We start from the raw sequence: 23,304 nt of genomic DNA, 5'->3' as shown, positions 1-23,304 counted from the left end.
AGGCTATGCCGAAACTTCCATGTGCAGCAATCCAGGGCCTATGTGCCCTCCAGGTGAAATCCACTAGGGTTTTGATCTGAACGGGAGAGTCCTTCAGGGCTCTCTCACTCTCGTTTCGCGAAGGAATTAAGGAGTCGACAATGAATGCTATCAACAGAGATTTTCACCTGTTAACGACAGAGTTGGGGCCGGTGGTGTTTCATAGCCCATCGTACCGGCTGTTTCAGGTTGATGAAGAAACCTCGAAGCGGGTTAGCGCTTTGAAAAAACCGCACGGCAGTTACCTGCCCGACGAAGAGGTAGAAAGCCTGCAAATCACGCTGCTCGGTCAAGTCGATAAACAACCGTTCCGCTTGAAAACCAGCTTGTTGGGGGAGCATAGCCAATTGAACGGTTTTTACCTGTTCGTCAGTCAAGAATGTAATCTGGCCTGCACTTATTGTTACGGCGACGGCGGCGAGTACCGCAAAAGCAAGCGCAACATGGACGAAACCACCGCCCGCAACTTTGTCGATAAATTTTTGACCGGAGACAGCCCCACCTATTCCGTCAATTTTTTCGGCGGCGAACCCTTCCTGAATTTCAATCTGATGCAAAAAGTGGTGGCCTACACCAAGGAAAAGGGCGCGGAGCTTGGCTTTAAAGTATCGTTCAAGGTCACCACCAACGGCACGGTCTGGAGTGATCGCATCAAGCAATTCGTCGACAAAGAAATCGACAATCTAACCGTCAGTCTCGATGGCCCCAAGGCAATCAACGACGCGCAACGGCCACCGCTGGGGAATTATTCGTCCTACGAAAAAACCATTTGCACCATAGAGGAATTGAAAGCCATTAAGGACAAGCGCTACACGATCCGCACCATCCTGACCAAGCAAAGCTGCGAAAAAATCGATGAGGTATATAGCCACAACAGTGCCTTGGTATCGCCCGGTGGCGTGGGCATGACCATCGTCGACGTCGAGGACGGAAATCCGCTGGCTTTGTCCGACGACGATTACCGTAAAGTCACAGACGGCATCATCCGCAAAAATGCCGAAAGCCTTAAATCGCTGGCGGAAAGCGATACGCCAACCTTCAACGAGTACACCTACCAACTGTGCGAATTGCTGCTGTTTAAAAAATACCGCCCCAATCCCTGCAATGCCGGCAGAACGGTGATTGCGGTTGCCGCCGACGGCGATATTTATCCTTGCCACCGCTTCGTCGGTTACGACGAGTTCAAGGTCGGCAACGTCAACGACGAACAGCCTTTAAACGACGATTACTTCCAGGTCACAAAATCCTTCAAGGAAACCTCGGTGGATGCCAACGAGCATTGCTCCGGCTGTTGGGCCAGGTACTTGTGCGGCGGCAACTGTTATGTCATTTCCTGGCTGCGCGAAGGCGACGTGTTCAAACCGCCGCAACGCGACTGCGACTCCCGTAAACGGATTTACGAGCGGCTACTGGCTGAGTTTACCGAAATCATGGCTGACTCCGAGCGCAAAGACAGGTTCCTGCAAAACGTGACGGCTTTCTATAAGCAAGCCGGCGGTTCGGCCTAAGCACGGTTCGGAAGCTGTCGTAAAAGGTAGGTTGGGCTGAATGCAATGAAGCCCAACGATACGATTTTGTTGGGGTGCCTATCGTCTCCCCAACCTACATTCATTTTGATTGATTACCATGAAAAACCTATTTTATCGAATGTTGGCCGCCGCACTGGCGCTGACGGCCAATCATGCTTTTGCCGCGGCCTGCGGCCCGGTTTACGGTGCCGACGGCATTGCCGTCGATGCCTTGGGCAAGGTCTGGATCAGCCATTACGAGGACATCCGCATCGGCAAGCTGGATCCGGACAGTGGCCGGTTCGAGGAATATCTGCCCGCCGCCCGCGCCGAACCGACGTTGCTGAATCGCGATAGCTGGAGCCAAACGGAAGGTTTCGATTACGGCCGAGACTTCGGCCTTTACGGCATCGCGCTCGACAACAATCGCGGCCTGACCTGGTCTATCCGTTTCAACAGCGACAAGCTGATGCGTTTTTCGCATAGCGACAACCGCTTCAGTGAGATCGGCTTGCCCGGCCGGATCGGCGGCCGCTTCGACTTGCCCATGGACAAGGACGGCAACCTTTGGCTGTTGGCCGGCGCGGCGGACGGCGACAGCCGGCTGATGCGTATCGCTGCCGACGGCAGCCAAACCGCCTATCCGTTGCCGGTCAGGCAGGCGACGAATCTGAACGTCGCAGTCGATCGACAGGGCCATGGCTGGTTATCGCTAACCCCCAAGGGGAGCCCAAAGGCCGCTTTGTACCGCTTCGATGCCAAAGGTTTTTCCCCCGTCAAACTGCCCGACGCCGTCGGCCTGTACCTGACCCGGCTACATGTCGATAAACAAGGCGAGTTATGGTTCGCCACCGGCAATGACATTTGGCATTTGCGCGGCAAGGTCTCGTTCGAACGCCACGCCGTCCCCACCGCTAACGCCCATCCGGCGGTGTTGGCTAGCGACGAGGCCGGCAATCTATGGTTTACCGAATGGTACGGCAACAAAATCGGCCGCATCGCCGCCGATGGTAAATTGACCGAATACCCGCTGCCGCCGGAAGAGGAAATGCCGATGGCATTGGCGGTGGACGGCGACGGCAAGGTTTGGTTTTCGGCCGGCTTCAATTACGATCTGTTCCGCCTTGATCCCGCCGACGGCCGTATCGAGCAATTCCCGCTACCGGTTCCCGGCAACTGGTCGAAAAATGCCGCCGAAGGCATGAGCGCTTGCGTGGTCAAACCCAAGGATGCGATGACCAAGGATTTGGCGAAAATCGTAACCCTGCAATCGCCCGCCACCGAGCAAATGATTCATCCCGCAGCCGTTCGTCACCCGACCGGTTTTCCGGAAGACAAAGGCGCCGTCGTTTTCGAAAACAATTGCCATACCGCCTGCCATACCTGGTACCGGATGGACAAGGCCGCCAACCGGCGTAGCGACTGGGGGCCAACGGTGGATAGGATGATAGAGTTCAACAAGGCGGCAATAATCCCGGCCGACCGCGATGCCATCGTCGACTATTTAAACCGCCATTACACGATGAAGAAATAAGGGTATGGCTGTCGACAACGTGCCGTTTCGGCGACGCAGGGTAGGAGAGGCTTTAGCCAGGAACGCAGGCGTCAGGTCGCGGCTAAAGCCCCTCTCGCAATGGTCAATACCAGTGTTGGGTCTGTGCCTGCTACTGGCCTGTGCCCGGCCGTCCCACGCCGATGGCGACCGCGAAATCATCACCGCCGAGGAAATAGAAATTCAGAAACCGGCCACGCTGATGGAATTGCTGAATCGGCGGGTGGGGATGGGCAATGGCGGCAACCAGTTGAGCCTGCGCGGAGTGCCGGGCGTGGCGGTGTATGTTGACGGTTTTGCGCGCGGCAGCAGTGCGGCGGAAATCGACAAGATCAAACCTCAGGACGTGATGCGTATCGAGATTTTGCGCGGCGCCGCTTCAGCCCGCTACGGCGCCGAAGCACTGGGGGGCGCGGTGGTTGTTACCACGCGGCAGAGCGTCAAATCGTGGGAAGTGGATGCGGTGCAGGGCTATAACAGTTTCGATAGCCGCTACAGCCGGGTCATCGGTAGCGGCAGTTTGGACGATGTCGGCATCCGCTTGAGTTTCGAAGACAGTCTGAGCAACAGGACTTCGGTGATGGATAGGGCCAATAATCCCTTCGTCTCGCAGATTCATGTTCAGGACGCCTATCTGACCAAACGCGAGGGTGACTTCAAGGCCAATTATCGCCACGATTGGCTAAAGACCGCAGCCAACTTGACCTACCTCGAGCAGACCCGCAATTACGGACGACCGAATTCATACAACGAATATACCACGTTACGCAGCAAATGGCTGACGGAAGCCGATTTCGGCGAACTCAAGTTGAGCGCCAATCTGCTTTACGAAGAAAACGGCACCGATGTGTTCCGGGATGCAGGCGGAACCGAAGCCGCCGGTCTGTCGCTGTATCTTCAGGGGCCGGAGCGCACCGATACCTTCAGAATCGAACTGCAGGCGAGTTACGGCGACCTTAATCTCGGCGTAATTCATAGCAACGACTGGGAAACCATAGACCAGAATCTGGTCGCCGACGGCCGTAAATTGTTCGGCTTGAAAGATAGTGTCGAACAGCTCGGCATTTTCGCAAGTTACGGCCTGAATTTTTTCGATGATTGGAGATTCGATTTGAGCGGTCGCTACGACCGTTACCGCTATTACGATGTTGCCGTTTATTCTTCAGACCGCCTTAGTCATGAACCCGAGAGTATGCTGGACACTTTCAATCCCAAACTCGGCTTGTCGTGGAAGGCGTTGTCCTGGCTAAGCCTGCGCGCTTCTGCCGCGACTGGCTTCATCCCGCCGTCGCCGGCGACCCGTTATTATCGCCGCGAGCAGCCGACCTACATTGTCGTCGCTAATCCCGATTTGAAGCCGGAACAATCGGAGACCGTGGATTTCGGGATACAGGCATCATGGCAGGACACCAAGGCCGGATTAACTTTATTTTACACCCGCTGGACAGACAAGGTGGAGCGACTGACCACGTCCGGCATCCCGGCCATCCAGACCCTCAATAACCTGGGACAGTCGGTATCCAGAGGAGCGGAATTTTCGTTCAGCCGCCAGTTGAACGACGATTTGAGCGTTTCGTTGAATTACACCCTGAACCTGACCGAAATCACCGAGGCGGTGGATGCGGCGGTGGTCGGCAATCGGTTGGCTTTTCAGCCCATGCACCGGCTGAATGCGGTGCTGGAATACCGGGGATTCTGGGACAGCACGACTCGCCTCAACCTGCACTACGAATCGGAGCAATATATGGATTACCGCAATATCGACCGCGATCAACAAGGCTTTTCCTGGCTCAATAACGACTATGTAGCCGTCGATTTGTTGGTCTCGCGCAAGTTCAAGCTCAAATCTTCTTCTGTTGACTTGACGTTCGGCATTAACAATCTGTTCGACAACAGCTACGCCAAGAATTTTTTCCAAGTCGATCCCGGCCGTGAAGTGCGGGGCGAAATCGGTATTCACTTTTGAGCATCATGAAATTGAGAATGACCGAATCTGATTGCGCCGTTGACGCCGAAGACATCGGCAAACGCTATGGCAATGGCCATCAGGCGCTCGATTCAGTGAGTTTTCGGGTAATGCGGGGCACAATATTCGGTTTACTAGGGCAAAATGGCGCCGGCAAGACCACGTTGATCAAGATTTTGTGCGGCTTGTTACGACCGACAACGGGGCGATTGAAGCTATTGGGTCAGAATGCCTTACCGCGACCCAACGCGCTTAAAAGTAAGGTAGGCGTAGTTTCGCAAGACATGAATCTGGATTTTCCGTTGACCGTTCGTCAAAATCTAGTTTTTCATTGCCGCTATTTTGCCGTGCCGAAAGCCGTTGCCCAACGCAATATTGACGAATGGTTGGCATTGTTCGATTTAGGCGATGTCGCCAACGAACCGATTCATCGCTTATCGGGCGGCAACAAGCGCAAGGTCATGATCGCCCGAGCTTTCATCACCATGCCTGATCTGTTGATCCTGGACGAACCGACGACGGCATTGGACCCTATAGTCCGTGCCGAACTTTGGGATAAGATCAACGCTTTTGCCACCCGTGGCGGTACCGTACTACTTTCCACGCATCATTTCGAGGAAGCGGAAACGCTATGCGATCAGGTGGGCCTGATCCATGCCGGGATATTGCACATTGCCGATTCCACCAACAATCTGGAACACCGGTTACGGACATTGGTGGAAGCGAATAGTGACAACTTATCATCGACAGCCTGGGAGGCCGGTTCATGAGTGCTTTCATCGCCTTTTCTTTAAGAGCCTTCAGAGAGAGCATGCAAAGTTGGTCGCATGCCTTATTCCGACTGATATTTCTGCCGCTGGTTTATTTACTGGTGTTCGGTAAGGTGATGAACCCGCTGTTGGCGGGACCAGGTTACGCTGCGGTCGCGGTGCCGGGCATTGTGTCGATGCTGGTAATGAATGCGGCGCTCGGTACGGTTGGCGGCGTGTTGAACCGGGGTTATTATTTCCGCAGCATGGAAAGTTGGCTGCTGGCTCCGTTAAGTCTGAGTTGGTTGATGCTCGCATGGGTCGCCGGCGGCGTGTTGGCCGGAACCGCAGCCGGTCTGGTCGGCGCGCTACTTGCCTTTCTATTGCTGAATCTGACGCCACTAACCCGGATATTTCATCAGCCCCATGAAGCCGCCCCTCAGAGGCACTCGACGACCAGAAACGACTGATATTTTTTGGAGGTGAAGTTCAACGGGCTATTTTCAGGGTCGATTGCCGATTTTCAGGCACAGCTCCCCCTTACCCCGTTGTTTATAGCGTGCCGGGTACAGCACTTACCGAGCGCTAATCAGGGCACAGGCGCTGGCAGACAGATCGAAACAGGGACTGGAAGGGATAATGACTGCTCAGCAGCAGCCGAATACGGCGGGTATTGCGGATGACTACGGCGCCGATCTTAAACAGTTTCAGGCGAATGGTGGCACAGGTGGCCTGCGCCAGTTCGGTGTTGTTCAGGGCGATCCGGCGGATGGCCTCGATCAGCGTATAGGCCAGCGTCGACAGCAGCAGGCGGAACTGGTTCGGCCACCACAGACTGCAGCTGGTACGGTCGGCAAACAGATCCAGTTGTTGCTCTTTAATCCGGTTTTCCATCTCGCCTCGGGCACAATAGACTTGTTCGTAAAGCGTTTGCGCCTCGCCTGCCAGGTTGGTCACGACATAGCGCGGGTTGCTGCCTTGACTCATGTGTTCGGCTTTGAGGATGACTCGGCGCCGGCATCGCCAGGTGCCGGCTTTATAGTGCAAATCGGTGAACACGCGTTGTTTCTGTTGTGTTGCCTCATATTGTGTCCGGGCTTGCTCAATCCAGGGTTGACTCAAACGCTTCAAGCGCTGGTTTTTGGCCAAACCAACGATATAGCGGACGCCCTTCCGCTCGCACCAGTTCAGCATCCGATGCCGACAAAAGCCGCTATCGCCACGGAAGATAATCTGAACGTCCGGCCAGACCTGACGCAGGCGTTTGACCAGCAAGGCCAGGATCGCCCAGCTGTGCTTGGCCCCGTCAATATTGCTGGGGCGCAAATAGCTGACCAGGCACTGATTACCGCAAAAGACATACAAGGGCAGAAAACAGTAATTCCGGTAATAACCGTGGAAAAAACGCCCTTGCTGTTCACCGTGAACCGGATCATCGGTGGCGTCGAAATCCAGAATGAGGGACTTCGGCGGCGTCTTATAGGAGGCGATGAACTGCGCCAGTAGTTCCTCATGCATCCGCCACATCAAGCCTCGGTCCGCCCGCTGTTCGAACCGGCACAAGGTGGAGCGGCTACCCAATGCCTGATCCTTTTCCACGGCCGTCTGAAAGGCGATATCGTTTCGGAGTGTATCGTGATCGTTCAAATCCTCATAGCCGCAGGCCAGACCATAAACCCGTTGTCGCAGCAAGTCGACTACCGGATGCCGGATGCGCTCAGGATCCCTGGGATCGTGCATCTGTTCCGCAATCCGTTGGGTTAACTGGAGCTGTTGGTCAATGGTTCTTAACAACAGCACACCACCATCACTGGTGATGGCTCCGCCGCTGAATTGGGCTTGTATTTTGCGGCGTTTAAAGGCAGGAAAATCTATTTGAGCTGCGGTACAATTTGGCACGGGCAAATCCTTGTTCAAATTCAATCTAAGCAACTGAATTTTATCGAACTCTACGGGATTTGCCCGCTTTTTTTATGAAATATCCGGGCTAATGCCGTGGGCGGCTTTGCTCTGCCTGGTCTATGGTGCGACCGTCTTCGCCTTGCTTGGGGTAGTCTGTTATTGCCTGCCACAAACACCGGCCAAGGCTCAGGAAATCATGTCTTTTATCCTATTGCCGATGATGTATCTGGGCTGCACTTTCTTCAGTTACGATATGTTAGAAACACCGTGGAACGTTGCCGCTTTGTCGTTACCGACCACCTATCTTAGCGAAGCGTTGCGCGCAGCTTACGGCTCGGTACAACCTGCCCTTGGATTAAAGGCTATTGCCGGTGGCGGACTAGCGGCGTTGCTGCTACTGTTCGTTACAGCGTACTTTATTTTTATTCGCCGATTTCGGGATTTTCTATGGTAATTGTCTAATAGGAATGCGCATAAAATAACTTCCTCAAGTGCGCGGACGAATTTCAGATGTAGGTGCGGATTTATCCGCACAGTGCGAATACCCTGAAGGGCACAAGTACCTATAGGGCATAAATGAATTCGCACCTACAATTCCCTGATTTATTCCATGCCCATTACTAAGCCGTGATTAATCAACACATCACCGTTGTTGTCGCGTTTAACTTCAACCGGCAAAACCGCTTCCAGAGTAGTAAGAAAGCGCTCAAGATCGTTACTGTCGAAAACTCCGCCGAGCGTCAAATTGTTCAAGGACGAATCGGCAAGACGGATATGCACCGGATGATAACGCTCCAGTTCCCTGACCACTTCCGATAACGGCGTATTGCGGAAAATCAGCTTGCGGTTTCGCCAAACGGCAAAAGTTTGGATATCGGCGGCAACGGGTTCGGAAAGAATGGTGGCGGCATTATAAGTCATCATCTGCCCAGCCTCGGTTTGGCGTTGCTCGCCTGTTGCCGGTAAACTGAGATTAATCGCTCCATCCAATACCGAAATTCGGTTTGCCAAAGGGCCAATCGCGACATCGAAACGGGTGCCGATATCGCGCAGTTTTCCGCCTCCTGCCCATACCTCAAAAGGGCGCAGCTTGCCCGGAGCCACGCTGAACAAAGCTTCGCCGCGTACCAGTTCCAGCGACCGCCCTCGCCAAGTGTAATGAACGGCAAGTTCGGTATCGGAGTTGAGTTCAACCAGAGACCCGTCGGCCAGAGTTATTTGACGTAGTTCGCCTTTTGCAGTCTGAAACACGCTGTCGTCGACTAAAGGCCAGCCCTCCTTGACACCGAGGCCGACCGCGAGCAACACGCTGGCGGCACTAGCCAATAGCAAGGGGTGGTGTAACAATCGCAACCAGCCTGTTTTTTTACGCGCGACGGACAATTCAGCTTGTGGACAAGGCAAATCTCTCCACGCACGCTCTACTTGCTCATAGACACGACGGTGCGAAGAATCGGCGGCAAGCCACTGTTCAAACTTCCGGCGTTCGGAGATGGAGAACGTTCCGGACTGCTGGCGCACCAACCAGTCAATGGCTTGTTGGCGGATGGCGTTGGAATGCGGTTGTTTTATCATAAGCTGTTATTGTTATCCGATAAGTCAACATTATACTTAGGAACGTGAATTTTATAACTCCCGCAGCTGACTTTTCTTCCTGTCCCTGCAGTCGTTCGTGATCTTCGTGGTGAATAGGGATTTTTATGACGTTTTTCACTAATTCTTTCACAGCCTCGCACCCTACGACTGAATACTAATCTGGCAGCGGCCGCCGACTGGTTGTTTACGCCTTGCGCCCGGCTATCTGTCTGTGTGAAAATTAGTCTTTTTAAATCAACCGGGTATTTAGTATTTCATGAGCATTAAGTCGGACAAGTGGATACGCCGCATGGCGGAGCAGCACGGCATGATCGAGCCGTTTGAAAGCGGTCAGGTCAGAAATGCGGGGCAGGGGCGCGTCATTTCCTACGGCACATCCAGTTATGGCTATGATGTCCGGTGTTCTGATGAATTCAAGATCTTTACCAACATCAATTCGGCCATTGTCGATCCGAAGGACTTCGACTCGAACAGCTTCGTCGATGTGAAGTCCGATGTCTGCATCATTCCACCGAACTCGTTTGCGCTGGCTCGGACGGTCGAGTATTTCCGTATCCCGCGCGATGTCCTGACGATTTGCCTGGGCAAGTCGACCTATGCGCGCTGCGGCATTATCGTCAATGTCACGCCGCTGGAACCGGAATGGGAAGGGCATGTGACGCTGGAGTTTTCCAATACCACGCCGCTGCCCGCCAAAATCTACGCTAATGAAGGCGTCGCGCAGATGCTGTTTTTTGGCGGCGACGAAGTGTGCGAAACCTCTTACAAGGACAGGGGCGGCAAGTATCAGGGGCAGACTGGCGTGACGTTGCCGAAGACGTAAATTTGCAGGTTGGGGATCAGGTTATAGCCTGTGCCTGTCGACAGCTTAACTGGCCATGAAGAGCATGGCAGGCCGGGTTGCTAACCCGGCATTCGAGGCCGCCCATGCCGGGTTTCCGCTAAAGCTCCAATCCAGCCTACGCGATGCTTGTTTCCATGCAGGGGCTATGGCGCGTCTTTTCAGGTGAGTTGCGGACTTTGGAGGGATCTTCCGGCCTATACGCCTACTGAACTTTCAACGGCGCCGGTATCCTGGTCGGCGGCATTTGCACGAAAAAGCCTTTTTCCCTAAGGCTGGCGATGACTTTGCCGGCATCTTCACGGGCCAGCTTGCGTTCCGGTGTCAGTTCGATGTCCATGACAAAGGCCATTTTGCCGAAGCTGTTGAACAGCATTTCCGGCACTCTGGAAAAATCGTCTTTTTTATCGATGTACAGGTAAAGGTCTTCTTTTTTAAGGCTTTTATAAATGAAACAGTGCATGGCATTAAACGATAATCAATCGGGGCAGCTATTTTAACCATTTTTGTTTAGAATGGCTTATTCCTAATTTTCAATCGCACCGATGGCTAAAACTCCTTTCAATCCCGACACCTTTTTTAAACAGGCCTGTTATTTTGAAGCGTCGCTGATTTTGGTCGCGGTGTTCCTGGGCTGGATTGCCGGCATCAATCCTTTCGAGCATTTATCCTTTTCGGAAAGCGCCATCGGCTACGGCGTTTTGGGGACGGCGCCGTTGTTTGTCGCGCTTCTGGCGCTGGAGCAGATGCAGATAGATTCCCTGGCGCAAATCAGACGCTTGCTGGTTGAAACGCTGGGGCCCGGTTTGCAGCGTTATCACTGGGTCGATGTGTTCATGCTGGCGGCGATTGCGGGGGTATCCGAGGAGATTCTGTTCCGCGGCGTCATTCAACCCTGGATGGAGTCGTTATGGGGCATGGCAGTGGGGTTGATCGGCAGCAATATTCTTTTCGGGCTGGCGCATGCCGTGACGCCGCTTTATGCGCTGCTGGCGGCATCGGTGGGGCTTTATCTGGGCTGGTCTCTCGATTATGGCGGCGACAGGAACCTGTGGACGCCGATCATCATTCACGGGCTCTACGATTTTCTGGCTTTTATGGCGCTTATTCGAGCGTATAGGGCGCGTCAATAACCGGCGGGGCGGAATAAGGCGTCTCCAGCGGGACAGGCTGGCTGATCCAGTAGCCTTGCGCGTAATCGACGCCCAATTCCACGATTTTGTCATAAACCCTTTCGCTTTCGACAAATTCGGCGATCGTCTTCTTGCCCATCAGATGGCCGATCTCATTGATGGACTTGACCATGGCGAGATCGATTTCGTCGTTGCAGATATCCTGGACGAAGATGCCGTCAATCTTCAGATAATCGACCGGCAGGTTTTTCAGGTAAGCGAATGACGACAGGCCGCTGCCGAAGTCATCCAGCGCAAACCGACAGCCGCTTTCCTTTAATGTGGTAATAAACGTGGTCGCCATGTTCAGGTTGGAAATCGCCGCCGTTTCGGTGATTTCAAAACAGAACTTATGGGCCGGCAAGGCGTAATAATCCAGTTGCCGCGTGATGGTCGCCAGGATGCCCTCGCTACCGAGGGTGTGGCCGGACAGGTTGATCGTGCACAGCGATAACTGGTCCAGTTGCTGGGGGTTGTCCGCGAACCAGGCGAAGGTCTTGGCGATAATGTACTGATCGATTTTCGGCATCAGGCCATAGCGCTCGGCGGCTGGAATAAACGCGCCGGGGGGGATCAGGGTGTTGTTGTTTTCCTCTATCCTGACCAGGATCTCGTAATGCTCGCCTTCCTGTTCGTGAATGCTTTTGATGTGGTGTTTATAAATGCGGAAATGGTCTTTATCGAGGGCTTCGTTCAGCTTGGCGATCCAGTGCATCTGTCCGGAGCGCTGCAGGATTTCCTCGGCGTTTTTCTGGTACACGTAAACCCGGTTGCGGCCTGCGTCCTTGGCGGCGTAGCAGCAGGCATCGGCAATCATGAGCAGGTCGTTGAGCGAGTGGAATTCGTTGTCGATGGCGATCAGGCCGATACTGACGCCGATGCGAAAGCTCTGGCGCTCCCAGCTGAAGCGATAATTGGCGATGATTTCGCGCAAGGAGTTGGCCAGACGCTCGCCCTGCTCAATCGTGCAGTGTTCCATCAGGATGCCGAACTCGTCGCCGCCGAGCCTCGCCAGCGTGTCGCGCACCCTGACCTCGTGCTGCAGCAGGGTCGTCACCTGTTTGAGCAGTTCGTCGCCGGCGGTATGGCCGCAGGTGTCGTTGATGATTTTGAACTGGTCCAGGTCCAGATAGCAGAAGGCAAAGTCGCCTTCATCGTGATTTCTTGCTTTCAAGATACGGTTGAGCCTGACTTCGAATTCGCGGCGGTTTACCAGGCCCGTCAAGGGGTCGTGCGCGGCTTGATAGGCAAGCTCCTTGGACAGGCGCCGCGATGCCGTCACATCGCTGAATACGAGGACCACGCCCTGTATCTGGCGCTCCCGGTCATGAATCGGGGCGGCGGAATCCTGGATCGAATATTCTATGCCGTAGCGGTTGATCAGCAGCGTATCGTGGCTGATGAATTCGGTCTCATGGGTGGCCAGAACGCGAAACACCGGGTTGGGCAGCGGCTTTCGGGTGATGTCGTTATATATATTGAAGACCTCGTCAATGACGCGCCCCCGGGCTTCGGCTACGCGCCAGCCGGTCAGCTTTTCGGCAACCGGATTCAAAAATTCGATAATGCCGTTTTTAGAGGTGGTGATAACGGCGTCGCCTATGGACTTTAAGGTGATCAACGCGCGTTCTTTTTCCCGCCTTAGCTGCTCTTCCGCCTGCTGGCGCTCGCCGATTTCCTGGCGCAGTTCTGTCGTGCGCTCGGCAACCAGGTTTTCAAGCCGGTGGCGATGTTCATCCAGTTCCCGTTCAGCCGACTTGGCTTTTAACACATGATTGATGGTGATCGGGATTAACTTCAGGTACTGGCCGTTAAGATCCTTGGACAGATAATCGGAAGCCCCCATCTTGAGCGCCCTGACGGCAATATCCTCGGCGCCGCTGCCGGTCACGAAAATCACCGAGGTGGTGTCGGGAATAAAAGCGAACAGGTCGAAGGCCGTGCCGTCGCCCAGGGCGTGATCGGCCAGAATGACGTCATACTCGTTCTGTTGCAAGGCCTCGATGGCTTCCGCCACGGAGCCGGCAATGTCAAAGGCATAAGGCAAATGCTCATGCTTGACAAAGCGCTTGAAGCTCATCTGGTCGGTCAGGTCATCTTCGACTAATAATACTTTTATGTCCGGCATAAGACTTATTTCTTGATGGTCCAGTATGAGTTTAGCACTTGAATGGCATCGATGAATTGATCGTAATCGACTGGTTTCAGGATATAGCCGGAAATGCCGAGGGCGAAACCTTGATCGACATCCTGCTGTTCCATCGATGATGTCAGCATGATCACGGGGATGTTCTTAAAAGCGGGATGGCTTTTGAGTTGTTTCAGGCATTCATGCCCGTTCATCTTGGGCATGTTGATGTCCAAAAGGATCATGCAGGGCAGTTCGTCCTCGGAACTTTCCAGATACTGCAGCGCTTCCTCGCCGTTATTGACTGTGACCAGTTTATTGATCACGCCGAGTTTTTTCAGGCCGCGTTCCACGGTCATGATATCGACTTGATCATCCTCGACGAGCAAGATGGGTTGAATGCTATTCATATTTTTTTCTTCTTTTAGGTATGGTGAAAATAAAAGAGCTCCCTTTTCCTACTTCAGACTCAAGCCAGATTTTGCCGCCCCACGTCGTGACAATTTTCTCTATCAGGCTTAAACCGATACCTGTACTTTCGGACTGGTCTTTAGGTTTTAAAGTTTGAAATAACTGGAATATTTTTTCCTGGTATTTTTTATCGATGCCGGGGCCGTTATCGGTCACTGCAAACTGCCAGTAGTGGTTTTGCTCCATGCAGGTGACCGAGATGATGCCCTTCTCCTTATCGTTGTATTTGATGGCATTATCCAGTAAGTTCTGGAAAACCTGAAACAGTCTCAGTTTTTCTCCCTCGATGACGGGTAAGTCGGCCTGGATATGCACTTCTATGTGGGCGGGCGGCGCGATCAGACTGATCACGTCCGCCAGCAGCTGGTTGCAATCGATTTGTTCCTCGGGTTCCACGAAACGGCCGACCCGGGAGTATTGCAGGATGCCGTCGATCATTTCGTGCATGCGTTTGGCGCGGTCGCGCAGCAAGGCCATCTGTTCGCGGCCATTATCATCAAAGGCGTCGGCATAGTCCTCGCAAATCCAGCCCGATAGCTGGTTAATGGCGCGCAGCGGCGCTTTCAGATCATGGGACACGACATAGGCAAAATGCTTCAGCTCTTCATTGGCGCTGTTCAAGGAGGCGGTGCGCTCTGCAACGCGCAGTTCCAGTTCCTCATTCAGTAATTGTATTTGCGCCTGGCTGCGCTTCATTTCCTCGATCAGCAGGGTGTTTTCCAGCGCGATCGCCGCTTGCGCGGTTAACAGCCGGGTCAGTTCGATTTGCTCGCGCGTGAACGCGGAGGTGATCAGGTTGTTCTCCAGGAACAAGACGCCCAGGACCTGTTGCTGTTTCAACAACGGCACGCAAAGTACCGATTTAAGATGCTGGTGTTGCACTGTGCCGTCCGCTATAAAATCGCCGTCGCTGCCGGCGTTATCAAGCACCAGCATTTCAGCGGTACGGTACACGTAGTTGACGATGGCCAGGCTCAAGGTATCGGTGCTCAGATTCGGGTCGCCGCGCAGCTGTACGTCAACAAAGCCGTGCTTGATGCCTTTGGCCAATACGGCCAGGTCCTGCGGTTCGGCAATGAGCAGATAGCCGGTTTTGGCGCCGAGCCGTTCCATGATCGATTGCAGGATGGCGCTTAGCAGACCGTTCAGGTTCTGCTGTTGCGTGATGGTACGCGTCGCCAGCAGCAGGTAATTGACATCGAGCATCTGCGCCAGGGACGCATCGGCGGGGGTATTGTCATCGGTCTGCAGAGTGATGGAATAGTTTTCCGTCAGTTGCCTGACTTTGATCTCCGCGTCGCAGTCAAAATAATGGCCTGCCGCCCGGGTTAAATAGTAATTGGCGTAGTTATGCTGGCGGTCTATCAGTATCTGGCCCAGCCGTTCATTCAGGAAGCCTTCCAGCAGGGTGAAATGCTGTGATTTGCTCAGGTCGATCGCATCAAGACAGTGACGCCGCGTTTCGCTGAAATCGCCGCTGTGGTGTGCCTGTTCCATCCGCATAAAGGTCAGGTAGGGTTTTAAAATCGGCCCGAGCTCGGCCCAGGTTTGCACCTGCTCCAGGCAATAGTCTAACGTCTCTTGTTCTTCGTCCGGTATGGTCTTGTGCAGTCTGAGCCCATTGACATAGCGAAACACATACCACAGGCGATTGAGAATGTTATCGCTCAAACCGCGCAAATAGGGTTCCGCCTGATGCAGGTAGTCTGCCGCCTGCTCGTAATCGCCCAGATAATGGCTGCTGATGCCTTTCAGTGAGTAATAGCCGCCGATCGAGACGACGTGTTTATCGGTCGCCCATTTATTGAGTTTGTCCGCTATTTCCTGCTCGCTGCAAGGTGTCCGCTCCGTATTCATCATATCCGCCCAGCCGGCAAGGGCGCTTTCGGCCAGTCCCAGGGACAGGGATAGATTGAATCGGTTGGAAAAATGGATGCACTCCTCGGCCACATCAATGACTTGCCGCAAATGCGCGCCCTGATGAATTAAATGCCAGATATACGGGCCATAGGACAGGCCGGCGTTATATAAATCGCCGCAGTTTTTGCCCCGGTGAATATTTTTCTGGCACTGTTCAATAATATAAGCCGAATCGCTGCGGTTATGCATATTGGTCCATAGAATGCCGTTGATGCCTTTAGTTGCGCCAAATGTGTCGGGATAGCGGTGCGCCAGGGCCAGACCTAAGTCTTCATAGCGGAAGGACAGTTCATACTGGCCTTTGCGCTGCAGGTACAGGCCCACCATTGAAAAACCATAAATGACTGATTCATCAACGCCGCCGCCCAGACAGTTCTGTGTTGATTGAATAGCGGATAGATAAAGCTGCGGCACCATGCCCGCCAGATAGTAATCGGGAATCAGTTCACTGTAGATGCCGGTTTCAATTTGAGTGGCCCGGTCGCTGCTGGGTTCAATATCGAGTATTTTCTGCCAAATATCGGTATCGCCCGCATGGATCTGCTGGATAATCGTGGCCGCGCGCTCCAGCGACTGCTCATCATCATCGGGAATGGACCGGTTGAAATAGGCCAGGCCGCGATTGCCCAGGGCGATGGCCTGTTCAAACTTGCCCATTGAGGACAGACCGGTCGTTTGTTCGTATAAACAGTCGATGCGGTCGATATCGCTTTTTGAGTGATTGATCAGCGTGTTCAGGATTTGTTCCGATGCGGGCTGGTTGCCCAGGGCCATTTCCGTCCGGGCCAGGTATTTATGCAGGGAAAATAAAAACGCATAGTCTTTGTCCCAGCTGTCTTCAGGGTACAGGTTTTTGCTTTGATGGAAAAAATAGTTGGCGTTGTCCATCGCCAGCGCTTTCATGGCCGCGATGCCGGCGTAATAATTGAATTTCGCCTCTTCAAGACGGCTCTCCAGGCTTTGGCCGGGTTCCCTGCCGTTAGCCAGGTGTTCGACGATGGCGAACAGATTGGGCAGGGTTTCAAGGTCGGCGTGTTCGGGAATGGCGCTGATCAGCGCCGTGGCGATCTGCCCGTGTATGCGCCGTTTCTTGTCGGCATCAAGAAAGCTGGCGGCCGCGGCCTGAACCTGGTCGTGGAAAAACAGCAACTGGTCTTTTTCCCTGAGCAAAATGTTGCTGTTGAATGCCGGCGTCAAGGCATGATAAAGGGCCGGCAGCGTCATTGCCGTCGTCAGTGCCAGATCGGATGCCTCGAACCTGGCGCCGAGACTGGCGGCAATACTCAGCAACTCGCGGACAGGCTGGGGCAGCTTGGCGATTTTGTCCTTGAACAGGTCCAGTGCCGAATCGGGAATGGCGGTATGGCGCAATTGCTCGTCATCCCATGTCCATAAGCCGTTTTCGGTCAGGTGCAGATGCTTGTAGGTATGCAGCCAGCGCAGGCTTTCGTTGACGAACAGGGGGTTGCCGGCCGAGGTCTGGTAGATGATTTTCGATAAATCCTGGGTCCTGGACGGATAAGTGTTCAGGATATACGCGGTCATCTGGTTGACCTCGCTAAGCCCTAGCGCCTCCAGGCGGATTTCCTGCAGCGGGCGATGGGCCTGCTTGATTTTGTGGATCAGGCGCATCAGCCGGTGGCTGCTGTCGACCTCGTTTTGCCGGTAAGCGCCTAGCCAGAATAAATATGGATAGTCCATGGCATTGTCGAAAATACGCTCGAGTAAATCGAACGTGGCGCCGTCACACCACTGTAAGTCGTCAATAAACAGCGTTAACGGGTGTTCTTCCGAGATCAGGCTGGCGAGGAATTTTTCGGCCGTGTCATTAAACCGGTTGCGCGCTTCAATCGGCGGCAAGTTCGGCACTTCCGGCTGGGGCCCGATAATCAGATGCAATTCGGGAACCAGGTCGGTAATCAGGCGCCCGTTCTCGCCTAATTGCTCGCTGATGCGCCGGCGCCAGTAGGCGATACGTCCCCGGTCTTCGGTCAGGAAAGTTTTTATCAGATGACTGAAGGCCTGGATCAGCGTGCTGTAAGGAATATGTTTTTTGAACTGGTCGAACTTGCCGGAAGTGAAATAGCCGGCATGCGCGATAATCGGCAACTGCAGTTCCTGAATCAGCCGTGTTTTGCCGATGCCGGACAAGCCTGAAATCAGTGCCGAACGAAATACACCGGCACAGACCTTGCTGTATTCATCAAGCAATTGTTTTTTTTGCTCTTCACGCCCGACCATTAACGACGGAATCGTAATGCGGTTGCTGAAATCCTTTTGCTTCAGGATGAAACTGTTGATGTCCCGGTTTTGCTGTAGCCCACGTAAACAATATTTCAGATCCACGTTTAGGCCGGCCGCTGTCTGATAACGTTTTTCGGGGGCTTTTTCCAAAAGCAGCGCAATGATTTTGCCGATGACTTTAGGTATGTCCGGGTTTATTTCATTAATCAGTGCCGGAGTTTCGGCAATATGGGAGTGAATGATGGCGATCGGATCGTCAAACAAAAAAGGCGGTTTGCCAGCCAGGCATTCAAAGAATATGGTGCCCAGCGAATACAAGTCGGTCGTATAATTGACCGAATGCTTGATGCGGCCGGTTTGTTCCGGCGATAAATAAGGCAGCGTTTGTAGGCGGAAATGCTCTTCGTAAATGAAATGGCTAAGCTGATTGATATCCAGCACCCGGATGTCATCGATAATCTGGACGGCCAGCGTTTCCGGGTCGATCAGTATGTTCGTGGGCTTTATGCTCTTATGGATATGCCCGGCTTTGTGGATGTCTTCCAGTTGCTCGGCAATGGCGATGATGATCTTGATCGTTGTCAGCAGATCGGGTGCCCTATGGCTTTCCAGCCAGCGACTTAGCGGTTGGGCTTCGATATAGGGCTGTATTAGGCACAACGAGTCGACCGAGGGATGATAGACCTCGGGAATAATGCTGCGAGGTAGTTCCAGTTCGCTGAGTTGGTTAATCTGCTGGCGTATATAGGAGACGGCATCCTCGCTGCAAAATTGCGGCTTGATTTTCTTAAGGGCCAGTAGATTGTCCTGATCATTTAAGTCATGCGCTTGATAGACATCGGCATGCATGCTTTCGCCCAGTTTATTCAAGATTTTAAAATTTAATAATGTTTTCATTGCAGTGGGCTTAAACGAAAGTACATGGATGGACTATAGCATTCTTTACAGGAATGTAAGTTGATATCGCATGGAAATGTCAGTCTAAGTAACAGATTTTGCTATCATAAGCGCTATTTACGCATCTAACCGGGAAATAAAATGCTGGGCCAAGTTGAACGCGAACAATTGAAATCCGATCTTATCCTGCCCTGGATAATCGTCATCATGATGCTGGTCATGCTGGCGGCGGCCATTATGGCCTGCCATATCGCCGGGGGGCAGTTGCAGCAGCATCTGCCTCATGATCAGCGGGAATTGATCAGAACGATTTTATATGCCGTCGCCATTGTCACTTTTCCGTTGACCAATCTGATCCGGCATATTCAACTACGCCTGAACCAAACCATGCCCGGCGACAAGTCGGCCAAAAACCGTTATCTACTGACCGTTACGGTTTCGGCGGCATTGATTGAAAGCGTGGGGATTTTCGGTTTTGTCATGTTTATTTTGGGTGATGATTTCAATACGCTGTATATATTTACTGGCCTGTCGGCGTTGGGGCTGTTCTTATACCGGCCGAAACCGGATGAATACTACGACATCGTAGAGGCAAGAAACGCACAAAAACAGGAATAATCTAGTAGTTGATGCAGACGGCGGCTTCAATGAAATAATTCAGGGTCGGGGCGTTACTGCTGAAAAAAACGAGGAGAACATAATGATAACAATCTGCTATTTTGTTCCTGTGAACCGATTTGCCAGGCATTAGTTCCCTGTGGCGCTGACAAAATGCCTGACGCCCGTGGTTTCGGCGCAGAGGGATTGGAAGAAAGAAGAGAGTTGGGGATAGCCTTCGCGGCGTTAATTGCCCGGCATATAAAGGGGTTGGCGGAATAGGGCGACCGGTCGGTCGCCCTGTCGACAGTCAGGTATTATGATTTGACTTCTTCATAGTTGCGCTGAAAATTATGGCCGTAAAAGATTTCAAACATCTCTTTCTGCAGTTTTTCCTGAATCTCGGCTTTTTGATCGACTGACAAATTGCTTTCCTTTTCGAACAGGTAATTTTCCAGTTCGGTTTCCTTCAGCATCATCTTGGTATGGAAGATATTCTCCTGATAGACGTTCACATCTATCATCTGATAGCTTTCCAATGTGTCTTTGGCGATATAGTTCTGGATCGAGGTGATGTTGTGGTCGATATAGTGCTTTTTGCCGGAAATATCGCGTGTAAAGCCACGCACTTTATAATCCATGATGACAATGTCGGACTCGAAGCTGTGGATCAGGTAATTGAGCGCTTTCAGCGGCGAGATCTGGCCGCAGGTCGACACGTCAATATCGGCGCGAAACGTGCTGATGCCGTTGTCCGGGTGACTTTCGGGATAGGTATGTACGGTAATATGGCTTTTATCCAGATGCGCCAGTACAGTGTCCGGCAATGGCCCCGGCGACTGACTGTTCATGCTGGGCGGCGGCGGCGCATCGCCTTCCGAAATCAGCATGGTCACACTGGCGCCTTGCGGTTCATAGTCCTGATGGGCAATATTAAGGATTTGCGCACCGATGATTTCGGCCACGTCTTTAAGAATTTGTGTCAGTCTATCGGCATTATAGGCTTCATCAATATACTCAATGTAAGCCTGCTGCTGCTCGGCGGGCGCATAGCAGACATCGTATATATTGAAACTTAGCGACTTCGTTAAATTGTTAAAGCCTTGTAATTGCAACTTTTTCAAAATAGTTAAACCTCGATAACTTCAAAATCATGGGTGATCTCCACCTCTGCCTTGCCCAGCATAATCGATGCCGAACAATATTTTTCCGCGGACAGCTTGATTGCCCGCTCGACCGTTGACGGCTTTAAGCCTCGGCCTTTGACGATAAAATGCATGTGAATCTTGCTGAACACGCTGGGTATGGCATCAACCCGTTCTGCGGAAATTTCCGCGATGCAATCGACGATGTCGTTTTTGCCTTTTTGCAAAATCTGAACCACATCAAATGAGGAACAGCCTCCGACTCCCAATAAAATCATTTCCATGGGTCGTATGCCCATATTGCGCCCGCCGTGGTCGGGCGGACCATCCATCACCACGGCATGGCCACTGCCGGATTCGCCGACGAACATCGCGCCGTCCACCCATTTGACTGTTGCTTGCATTTTTTTCCCCGGTTAAAAATGTGGCATAGGGTAGCATATTATGTGCGATTGACAGAGTTTCAATGTTGATTTTTTCGTTAAAATCCTGCACTGTTATTAAAGACATACATACAACATGGACATTGGATGAGTTTTTAATATGACACTTATTTCCCAAGAAGACTCCAGTAAAAAGGCATTGGAGCAGTTTTTAAACCTTTGCCACAAAAAAAAGTATCAGACCAAGGCCACTATAATCAGGCCTGGTGATGCCGGAGACCGGCTATATTATATCGTGGAGGGATCGGTCAGTGTCTGCGTGGAAGATGACGATGGACGTGAACTGATTCTGGCTTACCTTAACAAAAACGAATTCATAGGAGAGATTGGTGTTTTTAAAGGAGTAGAAACGAGAAAAGTTACTATTAAAACGCGCAGCGAGTGCCGACTGGCCGAAATAGGCTATGACCGTTTCCGGCAGGCGTTAAAAAAAGAATTACTCGAGTATGCGCCTGAGTTACTTTTCATGTTGGGCGAGCAATTATCAGGCCGATTGCTCACGGCCAATCGTAAGTTTTGCGATTTGGCCTTCATGGATGTGGAAGGGCGAATTGCCCGAACCTTGTTGGATCTTTGCAAGGAACCCGATGCCATCACGCATCCGGATGGCATGCAGTTGCATATCACTCGCCAGGAAATCAGCCGCATTGTCGGGTGTTCGAGAGAAATGGCCGGGCGCGTGTTAAAAGAACTGGAAGATAAGGGGCTGATCAGTGCTCATGGCAAGACGATCGTCGTGTTTGGTACGCGTTAACCCCGAGTCAACGTAGAGGCGACAGGCCAGGTTGCCTCTAGTGTGAGTTAGGAACGGGAATGAAATAAGGCCCGCGATTGAGGCAGGCTTTCTGTCCATGCAGTCGTCGGCAACTGCTCCTGCGTTGCTCTACCTCCTGCATCCATGCAGTCGTGCTCACGCCCTTTACCTACATCCCCGTAGGCAACGCCGAAGGGGGACGGAAAGACAAGCCGGTTGCGGGTGCTAAAATTCACGTTCCTTAGTAATGGCTATGGAATAAATCAGGGAATTGTAGGTGCGAATTCATTCGCACTGTGCGGATAAGTCCGCACCTACACCGGAAATTCATCCGCGCACTTGAGGAAGTTATTTTGTGCGCGTTCCTTAGTTGCCGGCCATGGACGCGGCAATGCCTTTAAGCCAGGCTCCAGCGACCGGCTCTTCCGCCTGCCCCATGGCATTTGCAAAGGTAAAAGGCACGGAAACCAGTTTCATGCCCTTATTAATCTGTATGGCAAAATGCAAATGCGGGCCGGAAGTAAAGCCGGTGTTGCCGGAATAACCGAGCAATTGGCCGGCTATTACCTTCAAGCCAGGGTAAACCCGGGCTTTATCCTCTTCCAAATGGGCGTAAATCGCCATCGAGCCGTCGTCGTGCAAGATTCTGATGCTATTGGCTTTTGAGCTATAGGCTTCGTTAGGACCGCCTTTGTAAAAGTCATTGATGACTTCCATGACCATTCCCGATTTAGCTGCATAAACAGGTGTGCCTATCGGCATGACAATGTCCACCGCATATTTGTTCTGCTCATCGGTATGACTGAAATTGCCTTCGAAAGCCTGGGATATTTGAAACGAGGCACCCGGAGCAATCGGTGGCAAATAGCTTTCCATGGCCGTATATTCAGTTATAGGGGAGCCGATGGCGTAACGGTATTGAAGGGTAAAGCGCCAGGCTTCATTTTCATTAATTCCGCCTACTTCGAAAAGTGTCTCTGATTCCCCCGGTGCAATCACAAACCGCTGGGGAAGTTCCGGTAGTGCGCGGGCGTTTTCCTGTTCGGAAAAGCTGACTTCGACTTCCACGGGGCCCGCATAATCGTTGCGGATATAAAATTTTGGCTGCTTTTCGTCGGATTTCAAGAGCCAGACGCGTTGCTTGCTTGCCACTTTCATCTGCCTGACAGTTACCGGTTGCCCGGTTTTCGGCGGCTGGTCGGTAAAATGCCAGATGCCTTGCGCATCTTGAAATTTATAGAGTTTCTTACCCGTGGCAGTAAATGAAATTAACGTCAGCAGTATAAAAATTAATGTTGAAGGTTTCATATGTTACTCCAGGCCAAAATCAATCGACCTGCTCGTAAGCATTATATATGCTTCTTTTAAGGTCGAAACTGA

The 23,304-nt window shown here is 52.5% G+C and carries 19 protein-coding genes; 10 read left to right on the top strand and 9 right to left on the bottom strand.

All coding sequences use genetic code 11. The features are described 5' to 3' along the window. The first annotated feature begins 140 nt into the window (after nt 1–140). From METMA_RS0106640 to METMA_RS24110, 5 genes are all read left to right on the top strand, one after another. Nucleotides 141–1,547, top strand: coding sequence for a radical SAM/SPASM domain-containing protein (locus METMA_RS0106640; RefSeq protein WP_020158293.1), 1,407 nt, complete (start codon nt 141–143; stop codon nt 1,545–1,547). 118 nt (nt 1,548–1,665) lie between these two features. After that, nucleotides 1,666–3,081 carry a virginiamycin B lyase family protein gene (locus METMA_RS0106635; protein ID WP_027147098.1) on the top strand — a complete coding sequence of 472 codons (1,416 nt, stop codon included), beginning with the start codon at nt 1,666–1,668 and terminating at the stop codon, nt 3,079–3,081. A 4-nt stretch (nt 3,082–3,085) separates the two neighbouring features. Next, a complete protein-coding gene (locus METMA_RS0106630; protein WP_156830462.1) occupies nt 3,086–5,065 on the top strand; it encodes a TonB-dependent receptor in 1,980 nt (659 codons plus the stop codon). Nucleotides 5,066–5,082: 17 nt separating this feature from the next. Further along, complete coding sequence (locus tag METMA_RS24115) at nt 5,083–5,835, top strand: ABC transporter ATP-binding protein (RefSeq protein WP_156830461.1); 753 nt, start codon at nt 5,083–5,085, stop codon at nt 5,833–5,835. Further along, nucleotides 5,832–6,284 (top strand): hypothetical protein, encoded by a 453-nt coding sequence (locus METMA_RS24110; protein ID WP_020158289.1) that lies wholly within the window; start codon nt 5,832–5,834, stop codon nt 6,282–6,284. Before METMA_RS24115 ends, METMA_RS24110 begins: the two co-directional genes overlap by 4 nt. 115 nt (nt 6,285–6,399) lie before the next feature. Here the strand turns inward: METMA_RS24110 and METMA_RS0106615 are convergent, their stop codons facing one another. Next, nucleotides 6,400–7,713, bottom strand: a complete 1,314-nt coding sequence (locus METMA_RS0106615; protein ID WP_020158288.1) for an IS1380 family transposase — start codon at nt 7,711–7,713, stop codon at nt 6,400–6,402. A gap of 37 nt (nt 7,714–7,750) precedes the next feature. On the opposite strand from METMA_RS0106615, the gene METMA_RS24105 reads away from it, so the two are divergent. Further along, nucleotides 7,751–8,170: an ABC transporter permease gene (locus tag METMA_RS24105; RefSeq protein WP_332248887.1), complete on the top strand. Its 420-nt coding sequence runs from the start codon at nt 7,751–7,753 to the stop codon at nt 8,168–8,170. A gap of 149 nt (nt 8,171–8,319) precedes the next feature. Here METMA_RS24105 and METMA_RS0106605 read toward each other — a convergent pair whose 3' ends face one another. Next, on the bottom strand, nt 8,320–9,291 hold the full coding sequence (locus METMA_RS0106605; RefSeq protein ID WP_020158286.1) for a FecR family protein: 972 nt from the start codon (nt 9,289–9,291) through the stop codon (nt 8,320–8,322). 277 nt (nt 9,292–9,568) lie between these two features. Between METMA_RS0106605 and dcd the strand changes: the two genes are divergently transcribed. Next, a complete protein-coding gene (dcd, locus tag METMA_RS0106600; RefSeq protein ID WP_020158285.1) occupies nt 9,569–10,135 on the top strand; it encodes a dCTP deaminase in 567 nt (188 codons plus the stop codon). 223 nt (nt 10,136–10,358) lie between these two features. On the opposite strand, the gene METMA_RS0106595 is transcribed toward dcd, so the two are convergent. Next, entirely contained in the window at nt 10,359–10,616 is a 258-nt protein-coding gene (locus METMA_RS0106595) for a YcgL domain-containing protein (protein WP_020158284.1), read from the bottom strand. Nucleotides 10,617–10,698: 82 nt separating this feature from the next. On the opposite strand from METMA_RS0106595, the gene METMA_RS0106590 reads away from it, so the two are divergent. Further along, on the top strand, nt 10,699–11,286 hold the full coding sequence (locus tag METMA_RS0106590) for a CPBP family intramembrane glutamic endopeptidase (protein ID WP_020158283.1): 588 nt from the start codon (nt 10,699–10,701) through the stop codon (nt 11,284–11,286). On the opposite strand, the gene METMA_RS0106585 is transcribed toward METMA_RS0106590, so the two are convergent. The 3 genes from METMA_RS0106585 to METMA_RS24100 are packed head-to-tail and all read right to left on the bottom strand — an operon-like array spanning nt 11,258 to nt 18,985. After that, nucleotides 11,258–13,453 (bottom strand): GGDEF domain-containing response regulator, encoded by a 2,196-nt coding sequence (locus METMA_RS0106585; protein WP_020158282.1) that lies wholly within the window; start codon nt 13,451–13,453, stop codon nt 11,258–11,260. The genes METMA_RS0106590 and METMA_RS0106585 overlap by 29 nt on opposite strands. A gap of 5 nt (nt 13,454–13,458) precedes the next feature. Beyond that, nucleotides 13,459–13,863, bottom strand: coding sequence for a response regulator (locus METMA_RS0106580; RefSeq protein WP_020158281.1), 405 nt, complete (start codon nt 13,861–13,863; stop codon nt 13,459–13,461). Further along, entirely contained in the window at nt 13,856–18,985 is a 5,130-nt protein-coding gene (locus METMA_RS24100; protein ID WP_020158280.1) for an AAA family ATPase, read from the bottom strand. The genes METMA_RS0106580 and METMA_RS24100 overlap by 8 nt, the downstream gene beginning before the upstream one ends. Nucleotides 18,986–19,126: 141 nt before the next feature. Here METMA_RS24100 and METMA_RS0106570 point away from each other — a divergent pair, with 141 nt between their 5' ends. Then, nucleotides 19,127–19,603 carry a hypothetical protein gene (locus METMA_RS0106570; protein WP_020158279.1) on the top strand — a complete coding sequence of 159 codons (477 nt, stop codon included), beginning with the start codon at nt 19,127–19,129 and terminating at the stop codon, nt 19,601–19,603. Nucleotides 19,604–19,899: 296 nt separating this feature from the next. Here the strand turns inward: METMA_RS0106570 and speD are convergent, their stop codons facing one another. Together speD and METMA_RS0106550 are read right to left on the bottom strand one after the other, a co-directional pair. Continuing rightward, nucleotides 19,900–20,706 (bottom strand): adenosylmethionine decarboxylase, encoded by an 807-nt coding sequence (gene speD, locus METMA_RS0106555; protein ID WP_020158276.1) that lies wholly within the window; start codon nt 20,704–20,706, stop codon nt 19,900–19,902. Between the two features lie 5 nt (nt 20,707–20,711). Next, a complete protein-coding gene (locus METMA_RS0106550; RefSeq protein ID WP_020158275.1) occupies nt 20,712–21,131 on the bottom strand; it encodes an OsmC family protein in 420 nt (139 codons plus the stop codon). Nucleotides 21,132–21,270: 139 nt separating this feature from the next. On the opposite strand from METMA_RS0106550, the gene crp reads away from it, so the two are divergent. Next, entirely contained in the window at nt 21,271–21,924 is a 654-nt protein-coding gene (gene crp, locus METMA_RS0106545) for a cAMP-activated global transcriptional regulator CRP (protein WP_027147096.1), read from the top strand. 366 nt (nt 21,925–22,290) lie between these two features. Here crp and METMA_RS0106540 read toward each other — a convergent pair whose 3' ends face one another. After that, nucleotides 22,291–23,232, bottom strand: coding sequence for a peptidoglycan DD-metalloendopeptidase family protein (locus METMA_RS0106540; protein ID WP_020158273.1), 942 nt, complete (start codon nt 23,230–23,232; stop codon nt 22,291–22,293). Between the last annotated feature and the right edge of the window lie 72 nt (nt 23,233–23,304).

This window comes from Methylobacter marinus A45 (assembly GCF_000383855.1).
In the GTDB taxonomy this organism is placed as follows: domain Bacteria; phylum Pseudomonadota; class Gammaproteobacteria; order Methylococcales; family Methylomonadaceae; genus Methylobacter; species Methylobacter marinus.
Note: the sequence above shows the minus strand (reverse complement) of the source record. Positions and strands in the feature narration are given on the sequence as shown.

Bases quoted from the DNA above. Each gene is read 5' to 3' on its own strand.
- METMA_RS0106640 (WP_020158293.1), top strand. From the start codon at position 141: ATGAATGCTATCAACAGAGATTTTCACCTGTTAACGACAGAGTTGGGG.
- METMA_RS0106635 (WP_027147098.1), top strand. From the start codon at position 1,666: ATGAAAAACCTATTTTATCGAATGTTGGCCGCCGCACTGGCGCTGACG.
- METMA_RS0106630 (WP_156830462.1), top strand. From the start codon at position 3,086: ATGGCTGTCGACAACGTGCCGTTTCGGCGACGCAGGGTAGGAGAGGCT.
- METMA_RS24115 (WP_156830461.1), top strand. From the start codon at position 5,083: ATGACCGAATCTGATTGCGCCGTTGACGCCGAAGACATCGGCAAACGC.
- METMA_RS24110 (WP_020158289.1), top strand. From the start codon at position 5,832: ATGAGTGCTTTCATCGCCTTTTCTTTAAGAGCCTTCAGAGAGAGCATG.
- METMA_RS0106605 (WP_020158286.1), bottom strand. From the start codon at position 9,291: ATGATAAAACAACCGCATTCCAACGCCATCCGCCAACAAGCCATTGAC.
- dcd (WP_020158285.1), top strand. From the start codon at position 9,569: ATGAGCATTAAGTCGGACAAGTGGATACGCCGCATGGCGGAGCAGCAC.
- METMA_RS0106595 (WP_020158284.1), bottom strand. From the start codon at position 10,616: ATGCACTGTTTCATTTATAAAAGCCTTAAAAAAGAAGACCTTTACCTG.
- METMA_RS0106590 (WP_020158283.1), top strand. From the start codon at position 10,699: ATGGCTAAAACTCCTTTCAATCCCGACACCTTTTTTAAACAGGCCTGT.
- METMA_RS0106585 (WP_020158282.1), bottom strand. From the start codon at position 13,453: ATGCCGGACATAAAAGTATTATTAGTCGAAGATGACCTGACCGACCAG.
- METMA_RS0106580 (WP_020158281.1), bottom strand. From the start codon at position 13,863: ATGAATAGCATTCAACCCATCTTGCTCGTCGAGGATGATCAAGTCGAT.
- METMA_RS24100 (WP_020158280.1), bottom strand. From the start codon at position 18,985: ATGAAAACATTATTAAATTTTAAAATCTTGAATAAACTGGGCGAAAGC.
- METMA_RS0106570 (WP_020158279.1), top strand. From the start codon at position 19,127: ATGCTGGGCCAAGTTGAACGCGAACAATTGAAATCCGATCTTATCCTG.
- METMA_RS0106550 (WP_020158275.1), bottom strand. From the start codon at position 21,131: ATGCAAGCAACAGTCAAATGGGTGGACGGCGCGATGTTCGTCGGCGAA.
- crp (WP_027147096.1), top strand. From the start codon at position 21,271: ATGACACTTATTTCCCAAGAAGACTCCAGTAAAAAGGCATTGGAGCAG.
- METMA_RS0106540 (WP_020158273.1), bottom strand. From the start codon at position 23,232: ATGAAACCTTCAACATTAATTTTTATACTGCTGACGTTAATTTCATTT.